Below are 13,203 nucleotides of genomic sequence, written 5' to 3'. Positions count from 1 at the left end.
AAATTGAAAGAGTCCAAAATTAATTTTTTGGACTCTTTTTTTTCTAAAAAACCAAAATCTTATCTGAAAATTAATTTAAACCTATTGTATATTTAATTAATTTAGCTTGAAATAATAACATCATGAAGAACACTATAGCAACCGTTTTATTTTTTTGTTTTATTGCAGTAAATGCACAAGAATCAATTTCTGAAACCAGCAAAATTGCTTTATCTGAAATGAAATCTGCAGGAAGGCAAATGAATTTATCGGTTAACCCAAATACTCAAAATTATGATATTACGTATCATAAATTAGAGTTTACGGTAAATCCAGCGGTATATAATATTACTGGTAAAATAACGACTACCTACACTGCTCTAGCAAATATTAATACGCTTACTTTCGATTTAAGCAATACTTTGACAGCCAGTAGTGTGAAAATAAATAATGCTAATCTTGCTTTTACTCAAAATACCAACGAATTAATAATTACACTTCCAGCTACTCAATTAACAGGTTCGCAAGCCACTGTGGAAATAGTTTATTCTGGCGCACCCCCTCAAAATGGTTTTTTTGCCTTTACCAGTACCACCCATGGAACAACTGCAACGCCCGTTATTTATACTTTATCAGAGCCCTTTGGAGCTAGAGATTGGTGGCCTTGCAAACAAGATTTAAATGATAAAATTAATAGTATTGATGTTTATATAACTGCCCCATCACAATATATTAGTGTTTCAAATGGTGTAGAACCTGAAGCACCAGTAATTAACGGAACTCAAAAAACTACTCATTTTCATCATGGTTATCCAATTCCGGCTTACTTAATTTGTATGGCTGTTACAAATTACGATGTTTATACGCAATTGCCAAGTGCTGCAAATCCAAGGGTTACTTATCCAATTGTCAATTATATTTATCCGGAAAGCAATACCCCAGCATTGCAAACTCAACTTGCTCAAACACCATTAATATTAAATTTATATAGCAATCTCTTAGAATCCTATCCATTTTCAAATGAAAAATATGGGCATGCTCAATTTGGCTGGGGTGGCGGAATGGAACACACTACAGTTTCATTTATGGTAAGTTTTGGACGACAATTAATAGCGCATGAAATGGCGCACCAGTGGTTTGGTGATAAAATTACATGTGGTACTTGGAAAGACATTTGGCTAAATGAAGGTTTTGCTACCTATATAGCTTCTTTGGTAATTGAAAATTTTGATGGTGCTACAGCCTTTATTACCGAAAAAACCAATATGATAAATAGTATTACAACGTCCCCAAACGGCGCAGTTTATTTAACAGAAACTGAATCATTAGATGTGAATAGAATCTTTGACTCCAGACTTTCTTATAATAAAGGCGCCATGGTTTTGAACATGCTCCGTTTTAAACTTGGCGATGCGCTATTTTTTCAAGGAATAAAAAATTATTTAGCAGATGTGAATTTTGCTTATAAATATGTAATAACTACAAATTTACAAACTCATTTAGAGGCCGTTTACGGGAGTAGTTTAACCGAATTCTTTAATGATTGGGTTTATAATCAAGGGTATCCAAAATATACAATTACAGTTCAAAACGTAACTGTAGGTCAAGCAAAAATTACTGTAAATCAAACAACCACCGACACATCAGTTCCCTTTTTTGAAATGCCAGTCCCAATTCGGTTAACAGGTGCTGGTGGACTTTCTCAAGATGTAGTTGTGAATAATATTGTTAACGGAGAACAATTTACAGTTGCCGTTCCATTTTCAGTAACCGGAGTTCAATTTGACCCTAAAAAAGATATTATTTCAAAATCAAGTACTGCAACATTGGCAACTGCTGATTTCAACTTTGATCAGTCTATCCAAATCTATCCAAATCCAGCTTCAAATGCTCTGTCTATTGATTTACCTGATGGAATTGAAATGGAAAGTGCCGTTTTTTGTACCGTTTTGGGGCAAAAAATAATGGAAACCAAATCTGACAGAAATTGGAATATTTCTGCATTTGCTTCAGGAATACATTTTTTAAGCATACAAACAAATAAAGGAACAAAACAATTTAAGTTTATAAAAGAATAGTCTTTTTATGAAAATTACTTTCTAATGCAGCTTCAATAATTCGCATCACATTTATTCCGTCTTGAGCCGTAACGGGCTCGATAGAATTAGCAATAATTGATTGGTAAACCCCTTCAAAATAGTCGTAATAATTTCCAAGAAGTGTAGGAACTTTTTTGTAAATCACAGTGCCATTTGTTTCGGTGTGAAGAACTCCTTCGTAACCTTCATTTTCTGATTTCCAAGCTATTACATTCGGTTTTTCTCCCAATTTCAAAACGTCTTCTTGCAAATCGCCACGTTGTTTCAAGAAAGACCCTTTTTTGCCATGAATAACATACGCAGGAATGGGTTCTCTAACAAAAAAACCAGCTTTTAATCGGACTCTAAAATCCGTATAAAAAAACAAAATATCAATATAATCATCAACTAAAGAGTGGTTTCTTGTAATTCTAATATCGGCAAAAACACTTTTTGGCATTCCAAATAAATGAAGAGCTTGGTCTATTAAGTGCGGCCCTAAATCCTTCAAAATTCCAGAACCTGAATTGACTGTTTCTTTGTGTGTTTTTGGACTTAAAACAGTATTGTATCTGTCAAAATGGAATTCAGCTTCTACAATGTCGCCTAAAACGCCCTCCGATAGGATGCTTTTTACAGTTTTAAAATCGCTGTCCCAACGGCGATTTTGGAAAACCGAAAGTTTTAAATTTTTAGATTCTGCCAGTTGTTTTAGTTCTTCTGCTTCAGCAACTGTGGTGGTAAATGCTTTTTCTACAACGATATGTTTTCCTGTTAATAATGCTTTTTTTGCAAATTCAAAATGAGTTGCGGTTGGCGTATTTACAATAATGAGTTCAATATCATCCTCTAAAAGTGCTTCAAATGTGGGATAACTTTTTACATTTGGATAGTCTATTTGAATTAATTTAGTACTTCTTTCCCAAGCGCCCACCAATTCAAAACCAGGATGCAATTCTAAAAAAGGAGCATGAAATACCTTTCCAGACATTCCATAAGAAAGCAAAGCCGTTTTAATTTTTCTCATTTTTGAATTTATTACGGGTGTAAAAATACTATCATTTTAACGAAATTTAAATAATTAACAAACATTTAAAACACTCCCGCATAATATTATAGAAAACATACTCTAGAAAACCTTACTTTTGTTCGTTATTAAAAATACGAAAATTAAAAAATGGAAATAGCTATCAAATTAGGTCAGTTTTTATTGAGTTTGTCATTGTTGATTGTACTTCATGAATTAGGACATTTTATACCCGCTAAATTATTCAAAACCAGAGTAGAGAAATTCTACTTATTTTTTGATATAAAATATTCTTTGTTTAAAAAGAAAATCGGAGATACAGAGTATGGAATTGGATGGTTGCCTCTTGGTGGTTATGTGAAAATTTCGGGAATGATTGACGAAAGTATGGACAAAGAACAAATGGCATTGCCACCACAACCATGGGAATTTCGTTCGAAACCAGCTTGGCAACGATTGATTATTATGCTTGGTGGTGTAACCGTAAATTTCATTTTGGCGTTTATAATTTATATCGGAATGACATTTTCGTATGGCGAATTATACATTTCAAATAGTGATTTAAAAGATGGTGTTTGGATTACAAATCCTGTTATTGAGAAATCAGGCATAAAAACAGGAGACAAAATCATTTCTGTTGATGGAGTTAAAGCCGATAGATTCCATGAGCTAAACGAAAAAATCCTTTTAGGAAAAGAAGTTGTTGTAGAAAGAAATGGTTCAGAACAAAAAATAGTTTTGCCAGTTGATTTTATCAATCAATTAATGACTGGCAAAAAAATATCGGTTGTTGAACTTCGTTTGCCCTTTATAGTTTCTGGCGTTGAAGAAAAATCTGCAAATAAAAGTGCGGTACAAGAAAAAGATATTATTACAAATTTTAATGGCGTTCCTGTTCAATATGCAGACCAAATTGTGGATGCAGTAAAAGAGTTGAAAGGCAAAACAATTCCTGCAATTGTAAAAAGAGATGGGAAAGAAATTGCGGTTTCAATTGTTGTGAATGACAGTTCAAAAATGGGAATTCAATATGCAGCAAGATTGCCTTACGATAACATGGAGAAATTAGGGCTGTATCCTATTCGCAAGCAAAACTATAGTTTTTTAGAGTCATTTCCAGTTGGAATTGAAAGAGGAAAAAGTCAACTTGTAGGTTATGGAAAACAATTGCAAATGATATTCAATCCGAGTACTGGCGCCTATAAAGGTGTGGGTGGATTTAAAGCAATATTTGATATTTTCCCTGCTTCATGGAGTTGGGAAGCGTTTTGGAGTATTACCGCTTTATTATCGATTATGCTTGGAGTAATGAATTTATTACCAATACCAGCATTGGACGGAGGGCACGTACTCTTTTTAATATATGAAATAATTAGCCGTAAAAAACCGAGCGACAAATTCTTAGAAAATGCTCAAATGGTTGGTTTTGTATTACTTATCTCGTTATTGCTATTTGCAAATGGAAATGACATTTATAAAGCAATAATAGGGAAGTAATATTTTTTGAAAATTTATTTCAAATTATTTGCAAAAAAGATAATTAGCCTTATATTTGCAACCGCTTTAAAAGGCAATACGCCTTCCTTCTTAGCTCAGTTGGTTAGAGCATCTGACTGTTAATCAGAGGGTCCTTGGTTCGAGCCCAAGAGAGGGAGCAACAATGACAAGGGTTTCAAGATTTATTTCTTGGAACCCTTTTTCTATGAGCAAGATTTAAGCAAGGTTTTATGATTTTAGATGGTGTCAATTGATGCTTTTTATTGTTTTATAATAATCAAAAGACTGAGATAACATTAATTATCCAACAACCCAATACCTTTTTTCTAAAACATCAGCAGTTACTCATTTAATCCTTACCTTTGGTATTGAACTTAAAAAATAATTTAAGCAACTAACACAATAATTATGATAATCAATCAATATTTAAATAAAATTAATTATGGCAAACTAGGTCTTTTAATCATTTTAGGATTTGGTTGGATGGAGAAAATTTTTGTTTGGGAAGGTGTGCCTGAAGGAATTTTTAAAATGGTAGAAACTAATATATTGACTTCTTGGCTAACTAAGTTGGGGCCAATGGGACCCAATTATTTTTTGGGGTATTTTGAATTAATTGTTTTCATACTCCTTATTGTAAAGGAAAAGTATGGCGCTATTTTATCCTGTTTAATATTTTTAACAACAATATCTTTTTTAATAAATGGTTTTTCATTTTCAATAGCTAAAGATTTTGCAATGCTCGGAATTTCGATAGATTTGACTTTAAGACATTGGGGAAAGAAAATAGGAGTATCTAAAAATTAATCAGTTTTAAATTTAACCATTTAATTCCTGATGGTTACATACTCAATCATCACTTTATAGTTGCATCTTTCTGCAAGAGTGGGAGCTTTTTAAAAAGACTTTACAGAAATGTAAGGTTTTTTTGTTTTTACAAGTTGAACATTGTTTGATAATAGTTAAAATCACACATATTTTGAATTCAAAATTTATGAGTAAATGTAAACAAAATGTTAAATATATTTAAAATTTAGAATTATAAAGTTAAAAATTAACAAGGATTTAAACTGTTAAATTATAATAAACTACACTAAAAAATAGATAAATTAGAAATAGCATCTTCTTTAGAATCAATTAAAATTATGAAATCATTAAGCTATAGTAAATAATTATTTAATCAACATCCTTACTTATAAATTTGTAAAAATTATAGCGATGCAAACTTTGAATAATTTTCTACTATCTATAATACTTATATTTGTTCCTTTTTTCAGCCTAACTTATGCTGGTGAAATAAAAGGTAAAGTCATTGATAGCACTACTAATGAACCCATAATTGGCGCTACTGTTTTTATAACAAATAAATTTTTTGGCTATTCTGGCTTTGATGGTAGTTATTCTATAAAGAATGTTCCAGATGGGACTTATAAAGTTGTTTGTAGCAATATGGGATTTTCTAATCAAGAAAAAACGGTAGTTTTAAATTCTTCAGTTGTATCATTAAATTTCAATATTCAGGAAAAACAAACCTCTCTTAATGAAGTTTTGATCGCTTTCAAGCAAAATAAAGAAGGAGAAAAATATTCTATGGATAGAGAGAAAAACTCTCAAAATATTTTAAACGCCATAAGTGCAAAAACCATTCAATTATTGCCAGATATTACTACTGCAGGTGTTTTGCAACGAATGTCAGGTGTGTCCTTAGAACGAACAAGTACTGGTGAAGCTAGATTTGCTATAATAAGAGGGATGGATAAAAGGTACAATTACACACTTGTAAATGGAATTAAAATCCCAAGTCCAGACGATAAGTTTCGGTATGTTCCAATGGATATGTTTCCTGCCGATTTATTGGAACGATTAGAAGTTATTAAAGCATTAACTCCGGCTATGGAAGGGGATGCCATTGGAGGAGCAATGGATTTAATCATGAAAAATGCTCCAGACAAATTGACTATATCCGCAAATATTGCAGCAGGATTCAGTCAATTTATTAAAGAAAATGGTTATGAAAATTTTGATAATAAAGCAATTAATAGTAGATCTCCAGCACAAATTAATGGCGCTAATTATATTGCTACACCCAATGATTTTACCTATAAAAACTTTAATTATATTAAAAAAACTTTACCGTTAAATACCAGTCTTGGCTTTTCTGTAGGAAATCGTTTTTTGAAAGATAAAAAACTAGGCGTTATCGTAGCAACAAGTTATCAAAATCAATACAAAGTGTCGAATAGCACTTGGTTTAAACCAGAAAATCAGCCCGCGCCGGGAAATGTTCCAGCGTTTACAGATCTTTATTCTAGAAAGTACAACACCGAACTAACTCGTTTTGGCGTACATACTAAGTTAGATTTTATTTTAAATTCTAGAAATAAAATAATTCTTTATAATGTGTATTTGAATTCCGAAGAAACTCAGAATCGAAAATCGATAGATACTAGTTTATCCATTGGAAGATCAGGGGTTGGTACAGGAAACACTTATAAATTATACCGTTCTAGATTTATCAATCAAAGTATTTATAATAGTACTTTACAAGGGGAACATAAATTAAATGATCATCTAAACCTAGATTGGTCTGCAGTTTATTCATTGGCAAAAAGCGCTACGCCAGATTGGTCTGAATACCAAACAGTAGAACGTGTTGGATTTGACATCAATCACAATCAAACGGTTACACCTGCAGTTTTAAATATTCCTTTTTACAGAATTTGGATGGATAACTCGGATAGAGATCAAGCAGGCTACTTAAATTTAAAATACAAAAGAGAATTATTCAACAAACCAATGGTTCTGTCCACTGGGGGTCTTTATAGAAGCAAATCTAGAAGTAATAATTATGACGAATATAATTTAATTCCTAATTCGTCACCTACTGGTGAAGCTATTCCATTTGATGGTAATTTAACGCCAGATAAATTTCATTTTAATGGCAACTCAGCAGCACAAGGAAGTCCAAATAATGCTTTAAATTATGCAGCCACTGAGAAAATAGCCGCTTATTATTTTCAAAGTGATATTCAATTTAATGATGCATTTTCGATTTTAGGTGGGTTTCGAATAGAAAACACAGTTCAAACGTGGAAAACAGCTCAAGATGCAACAATTATTGCAGGAGCGATTGGATCAAAAACGTATACCGATATTCTACCAAGTATCCATATTAAATACAAATTGAATGATAAAGAGAATCTTAGGTTTTCCTATTTTGGAGCTATTAATAGACCTGGTTTCTACGAATATATTCCATTTAAAATTGAGGATGAAGACTTTAATTTGAGTGGAAATCCAGATTTGAAACACGCAACAGCATCTAACTTTGATTTTAGATACGAGCTGTTCCCAAAAGGATTAGATCAGTTATTGATTGGATGTTTTTATAAAAATATCCAAAACCCAATTGAATCTGCAATTTCATTTTCAGGCACTTCTAGTGCAACTTTAAAGCCAACAAATTTTGGTTCTGCTACAAATTATGGGGTTGAGGTAAATATGGCTAAGTATTTTGGAAAATATGGAGTGAGTGCTAATTACACTTATACTAATTCAAAAATCACAACGAGCAAATTATTTTACAATAGTTCCTATGTTAGTGAAGTAACCACACAATCAAGACCACTGCAAGGGCAATCGCCTCATATTGGTAATGTTTCTTTATTGTATAAAAATCAAAAAACAGGTTTTGATGTACAATTGGCTTATGTATATACAGGTGAAAAAATCGTCTTGGTTTCTCCCTATAAAGATTTAGATTATTGGCAAAAAGGAATGTCTCAGCTTGATTTTTCATTAGAAAAAAGAGCTTTTAAATATTTTACGCTCTATAGTAAGATAACCAATATTTTAAATACACCTGTAATTGTTCAAATCTTGAAACCAAACATTTACACTACAGGCAATTTTGCGTTACCAAATCAAACAGATTCTGATAGAGTTACAGTACAAAAAGATTTGTACGGACAAAATTTCACTTTTGGGATGCGGTATAAATTTTAATAATTAACAATTAACCTTTAAATAAATCAAACAATGAAAAACAAATTAAATTTAGGACTAATTGCTTTAGCAGTAATCGCTTTATCTTCTTGTAGTAAGGATGAAGTGTCTGCACCGCAATTTAAAGCAGGAGCAACTATTACAGGGCAAACACTTTCAGGAAGTGTAAAAGGAACAATGGAATCTGGCAAAACGTATTATTTTGATTCAAAAGTTACTATTAATGCGAATGATACTTTGGTTATGCAAAGTGGTGTTAAATTATTAGCAACAAATCCTGCAGCAGAACTGATTGTAAAAGGAGTATTTATTTCTTTGGGAACAAAACAAAATCCAAATTGGATTACTGGACAAGCAGCAGATTTAAATCCTAGTGCGTATAAATTGACGACATTGCAAGATCCTAATACTGATCCAGGTTTAATGCCAACCGGAAAATTATGGGGAGGAATTCAATGTGAGTCTACTTGTTCTTTATTAGATATCAAATGGACACATTTAGATTTTGCAGGAGGAACTGCTGACGCTTTAAATGCGAGCCAAGGATACCTTGTAGGAGCTAATTTATTCAATATTTTGTTTCAAAACCCTAATGGGATTCTAATTTTAGAAGATTCTTGGATTTATGGAACTACTGCAGATGCTGTTCGTGCCAATGGTGGAAAAATTCACATTATGAGAAATACCGTTGAAAAACTTGCTTATAACGATGGCGATTGCTTCAATGTAAAAAACTCAACTGTTGGAGATATGGCTTATAATTTAATCATAGGAACTGCTAAAGGAGGGACTAAAGCGTCAAACAAAGGAATTTATGGAACAGTGCAAACTCAAATAAATATGTATAACAATACTTATGTTTCTGGGGGTTTTAGAAGTATAGATCCTGATCGTGGAGCTAATGCAAATATAGAGCAAGGCGCCAAAGGTAAAGTGTACAACAACCTTTTTGTAAACTGTAGAACAGGATTCCGTATACTAGAAAATCCTGCTGCTGATTTTGTTAATTGTTTTTATGGTAATAACTTAAGTTATGGAGATACTGCAGCTATTGTAAATGAGTTTTATCCGGTAACTCACGCTACAATTCCTCAAACTACAGATATTCCTAATCCAACAACATTTTATCCAGGATTTCCAAGTACTTATACTTTAGGTCAAGTATATGCTGCACCACAGTTAGTAGGTCAAAATAATCCTAAATTTGTTAATTTCCCTCTGCCAGTTCCAGTTGTAGCTAGTTTGTCATTGTATAATTTTCAAGGAACTTATGACTTTCATTTAGCAGCAGACTCACCAGCTATTGGAAAAGGAAACACGGCTTTTTCTGCAGTAAATGCAACAGCCACATTGACAAATCAGTATTTAAAAGCAACTATCACAGCTCCAAGTGTTGATTTAGGTGCTTTTCCAAAAGATGGTTCAGGAAACCAACATAACTAAGAAATATTAAGTTTAAAATTTTTAAAAATACTATCTAGGAAAGTCCATTTCCTAGATGGTATTTTAATTTTATAGATATTCAATCTTTTTTATTTTTATTAAAAATATAAGTAACAAGTTAACTTTTCTGATATGAATTTATTGAGATTTATAGTATTACTTTTTTTAACAATTAGCATCAGTTCGTGTAAAGTTAAAGAGAAAGACATAGTGCAATTTATCTATACTTCAGATCCTCATTTTGGGATAACTATTCCCGAATTTAGAGGAAATACTGATGTTTCTGCTAAGATTGTTAATCAAGCAATGGTAGAAAAAATGAATACATTACCAACACTCAAATTTTCAAATGATAAAGGGGTAAAAGCGGGAAAAATTATACGTTCTGTAGATTATTTAATAAATACTGGAGACATTGCGAATCGGGAAGAAAATGGAATTCAAAATGCAAAAAAATCGTGGAATGAATTTGTAGAAACCTACCTGAACGGCATCACTTTAAAAAATAAAAGCGGAGAGAAAACCCAGTTTCTACTTTTGCCTGGAAACCATGATGTATCTAATGCCATAGGACATTTTAAAATAAATGCAGCAATTGATAATACATCAATGGTCGAAATTTATAATTATATGTTTCCAAATTCGCCTAAAACTGCAGCAACATTTAATTATAAAATAGATAAAATCCATTATTCAAGAGATATTCAGGGCATTCATTTTGCATTTATTAATATTTGGCCCGATTCTCAAGAGCGTATTTGGTTAGAACATGACTTAAAATCAGTTAGCAGTTCAACACCCGTGCTTTTGTTTGCCCACGATCAACCAGAGGTAGAATCGAAACATTTTACAAATCCTAATAGCAATCACGACATCAATAGCAATGATAAATTTGAAAATCTTTTGGTCGATGAATTTAAAGACGGGAAAAATAGTAAAGACGAAAGTATAATTGAACAAAGAGAATTTGTCTCTTTTTTAAAGTTACATAAGAATATAAAAGTCTATTTTCACGGAAATGACAATGAAAATAGATATTTTGAATATCATGGCCCTGATAATGATATTAACTTGAAGATAATTCAGGTAGATTCACCTATGAAAGGTAATTTTTCGAGAACTAATGAGAAATTACTATCCTTTCAGTTTGTATCTATTAACTCGAAGATGAAGATAATAACAGTTCGGGAATGTCTTTGGAATACCAATTTAGAAAACTCAAACAGTCCCATTGTTTTTGGAAAAAGCACCACTTTCAGTTTAAAATAAACCCGATAATAAAATCGGATTTTTGTGGTTAAAAGGTTGTACATAGTTTGCACAAAAAGAAAAAGTTACTAATTATAAACTAGGGAAGTATAAACTTAAATTAAAAAATAAATATTAGATGTAAGTTGTTTACATTTGCTAATTATCTTAAAATTTTATCCACATGAAAATAGTAATTATTATTATTTCAATATTATTATTAGTTGCAATAGCGCAAATTTATTTATCAAGAAGCACGCAACAAACAGAACAACACCGTTACAAAGTAATTAAGAAGTTTGACAAGTTTGAGATAAGAAAATATGACGCCGCCTTGTTTTCGAGTGTAAAACTCAACAAAAAAGGCTATAAACAAAGCTCCAGTGAGGGTTTTAGAATATTGGCTGGTTATATTTTTGGAGATAATGAAGCCAATGAAAAAATCGCAATGACATCACCTGTAGTTATGGAATTAGGAGATACTTCTAAAATGATGTTTATGGTTCCAAAAAATTATAATTTGAAAAATTTACCAAATCCTAAAAATAGTAAAATAGTTTTTGAAAAAGAGGAAGAAAAAATTATTGCTGCTATCCGCTTTAATGGATGGGCAGACGATGAAAAGATTGAAAAATACAAGACTATTTTAAGGAAAGAATTAGTAAATGAGAAATTAAATTTTATCAATAAATTTTCTTTTCTAGGCTATAACTCCCCATATGAAGTTATGAATAGACGAAATGAAGTAGTAGTTGAGTTAATTAACTATAATTTATAACTTTCTACAATATCGAGAGCAAAAGTCCAGCAGCGATGTTGGACTTTTTTTACGATAATTTTCAACAAATTGCATTTCTCGACCATAACCCAATCTTTATACCAAACATCAAAACGCCAATAGACATTGGTTGATTAATTGAATAAACCCAGTAAAATAGTTTAAAAACTAAAAAAATAGTTAAATAACTATAAAAATAGTTGTATAACTAAAATAATAGTTTTAGGTTTGCCCTATAAAATTAAAGACATGCAAAAACTAACCAACAAAGAAGAAGAAATAATGCACATTTTGTGGAAGCTAAAGAAAGCTTTTGTAAAAGACATTATGGAAGAAATTGTAGAGGAAAAACCTCACTATAATACACTTTCTACAATTGTAAGAAATCTTGAAGAAAAAGGGTATGTAGGATACAATGCCTTCGGAAAAACACACCAGTACTTCCCTATTGTATCTATTGAGGATTATCGAAATGCATTTATGAATACTGCTATTACCAATTATTTTAATAGTTCGTACAAAAATTTAGTTTCCTATTTTGCTGAAGAAGAAAAGATATCAGCTGAGGAACTGCGAGAAATTTTAGCTTTAATCGAAAAAAAGAAATAGTATGGAAAATTTCCTACTCTATTTTGCAAAGGTAAATGGACTAATTATTCTATTCTATTTATTGTATATTTATAAGTTATGGAAGAGCAAAATAACCCTTTGGAGTATTTAGATAATTTACTTTTTTTGAAGGAATAAGCCAATTAATGTCAACATACCTTGGCAATAAAGAAATTCTAGCAGAAGGTTATTTTTACCATTCAGATGACCAAACTTATGTTAGAATGGATTTGATAGAATCTCCTGATGGTGAAAATTCTGATATAATAGCTACTGTAAATCGTCAGCAAAAATTGGACTAATTTACACAAAGACTAAGGGAGCATATTCAAAAATCCTTAAATTAGAATTATTAGCCAAATACAATTTAGTTTAAATACACACAGGTGTAAAATGGTAAGTTATCGGAATTGGTGTTTCCATAACTTTATTAAATAAAAATATTGAATTTTTATTAATGCAAACTAAATACAAAACATTATTGTCATTGCTATCCGAAAGTCAAAAATAAAAAGTGTCTGAGAATCCCTTATTTTTGT

10 protein-coding genes and 1 tRNA gene are annotated in these 13,203 nt (G+C 31.4%); 10 read left to right on the top strand and 1 reads right to left on the bottom strand.

Going from position 1 to position 13,203, the window contains the following annotated elements:
• The first annotated feature begins 122 nt into the window (after nt 1–122).
• Complete coding sequence (locus AC9UEH_RS04895; RefSeq protein WP_509529075.1) at nt 123–2,057, top strand: M1 family metallopeptidase; 1,935 nt, start codon at nt 123–125, stop codon at nt 2,055–2,057.
• On the opposite strand, the gene AC9UEH_RS04890 is transcribed toward AC9UEH_RS04895, so the two are convergent.
• Complete coding sequence (locus tag AC9UEH_RS04890; RefSeq protein WP_509529073.1) at nt 2,044–3,084, bottom strand: Gfo/Idh/MocA family oxidoreductase; 1,041 nt, start codon at nt 3,082–3,084, stop codon at nt 2,044–2,046. The two genes, AC9UEH_RS04895 and AC9UEH_RS04890, sit on opposite strands and share 14 nt — an antisense overlap.
• A gap of 150 nt (nt 3,085–3,234) precedes the next feature.
• Between AC9UEH_RS04890 and rseP the strand changes: the two genes are divergently transcribed.
• The 9 genes from rseP to AC9UEH_RS04845 all read left to right on the top strand — a co-directional run bounded on the left by rseP (nt 3,235) and on the right by AC9UEH_RS04845 (nt 12,966).
• Nucleotides 3,235–4,581, top strand: coding sequence for an RIP metalloprotease RseP (gene rseP / locus AC9UEH_RS04885; protein ID WP_509529071.1), 1,347 nt, complete (start codon nt 3,235–3,237; stop codon nt 4,579–4,581).
• Between the two features lie 84 nt (nt 4,582–4,665).
• A tRNA-Asn gene (locus AC9UEH_RS04880) sits at nt 4,666–4,739 on the top strand.
• A 250-nt stretch (nt 4,740–4,989) separates the two neighbouring features.
• Complete coding sequence (locus AC9UEH_RS04875; RefSeq protein ID WP_509529068.1) at nt 4,990–5,388, top strand: hypothetical protein; 399 nt, start codon at nt 4,990–4,992, stop codon at nt 5,386–5,388.
• A 411-nt stretch (nt 5,389–5,799) separates the two neighbouring features.
• Complete coding sequence (locus AC9UEH_RS04870) at nt 5,800–8,586, top strand: TonB-dependent receptor (RefSeq protein WP_509529065.1); 2,787 nt, start codon at nt 5,800–5,802, stop codon at nt 8,584–8,586.
• A gap of 33 nt (nt 8,587–8,619) precedes the next feature.
• Nucleotides 8,620–10,029: a hypothetical protein gene (locus AC9UEH_RS04865; RefSeq protein ID WP_509529062.1), complete on the top strand. Its 1,410-nt coding sequence runs from the start codon at nt 8,620–8,622 to the stop codon at nt 10,027–10,029.
• Between the two features lie 132 nt (nt 10,030–10,161).
• Complete coding sequence (locus tag AC9UEH_RS04860; protein WP_509529059.1) at nt 10,162–11,298, top strand: metallophosphoesterase family protein; 1,137 nt, start codon at nt 10,162–10,164, stop codon at nt 11,296–11,298.
• Nucleotides 11,299–11,461: 163 nt separating this feature from the next.
• Nucleotides 11,462–12,055: an SOUL family heme-binding protein gene (locus AC9UEH_RS04855; RefSeq protein ID WP_509529057.1), complete on the top strand. Its 594-nt coding sequence runs from the start codon at nt 11,462–11,464 to the stop codon at nt 12,053–12,055.
• Nucleotides 12,056–12,304: 249 nt separating this feature from the next.
• Complete coding sequence (locus AC9UEH_RS04850; RefSeq protein ID WP_509529054.1) at nt 12,305–12,664, top strand: BlaI/MecI/CopY family transcriptional regulator; 360 nt, start codon at nt 12,305–12,307, stop codon at nt 12,662–12,664.
• 146 nt (nt 12,665–12,810) lie between these two features.
• The gene (locus AC9UEH_RS04845) at nt 12,811–12,966 is read left to right on the top strand and encodes a hypothetical protein (RefSeq protein WP_509529052.1); all 156 of its coding nucleotides are present in this window, start codon (nt 12,811–12,813) and stop codon (nt 12,964–12,966) included.
• The last annotated feature ends 237 nt before the right edge of the window (nt 12,967–13,203 follow it).

Origin of the sequence: Flavobacterium sp., from assembly GCF_040402835.1 — a bacterium.
GTDB lineage: Bacteria > Bacteroidota > Bacteroidia > Flavobacteriales > Flavobacteriaceae > Flavobacterium.
Note: the sequence above shows the minus strand (reverse complement) of the source record. Positions and strands in the feature narration are given on the sequence as shown.

Bases quoted from the DNA above. Each gene is read 5' to 3' on its own strand.
- AC9UEH_RS04855 (WP_509529057.1), top strand. From the start codon at position 11,462: ATGAAAATAGTAATTATTATTATTTCAATATTATTATTAGTTGCAATA.
- rseP (WP_509529071.1), top strand. From the start codon at position 3,235: ATGGAAATAGCTATCAAATTAGGTCAGTTTTTATTGAGTTTGTCATTG.
- AC9UEH_RS04860 (WP_509529059.1), top strand. From the start codon at position 10,162: ATGAATTTATTGAGATTTATAGTATTACTTTTTTTAACAATTAGCATC.
- AC9UEH_RS04890 (WP_509529073.1), bottom strand. From the start codon at position 3,084: ATGAGAAAAATTAAAACGGCTTTGCTTTCTTATGGAATGTCTGGAAAG.
- AC9UEH_RS04875 (WP_509529068.1), top strand. From the start codon at position 4,990: ATGATAATCAATCAATATTTAAATAAAATTAATTATGGCAAACTAGGT.
- AC9UEH_RS04845 (WP_509529052.1), top strand. From the start codon at position 12,811: ATGTCAACATACCTTGGCAATAAAGAAATTCTAGCAGAAGGTTATTTT.
- AC9UEH_RS04865 (WP_509529062.1), top strand. From the start codon at position 8,620: ATGAAAAACAAATTAAATTTAGGACTAATTGCTTTAGCAGTAATCGCT.
- AC9UEH_RS04850 (WP_509529054.1), top strand. From the start codon at position 12,305: ATGCAAAAACTAACCAACAAAGAAGAAGAAATAATGCACATTTTGTGG.
- AC9UEH_RS04870 (WP_509529065.1), top strand. From the start codon at position 5,800: ATGCAAACTTTGAATAATTTTCTACTATCTATAATACTTATATTTGTT.
- AC9UEH_RS04895 (WP_509529075.1), top strand. From the start codon at position 123: ATGAAGAACACTATAGCAACCGTTTTATTTTTTTGTTTTATTGCAGTA.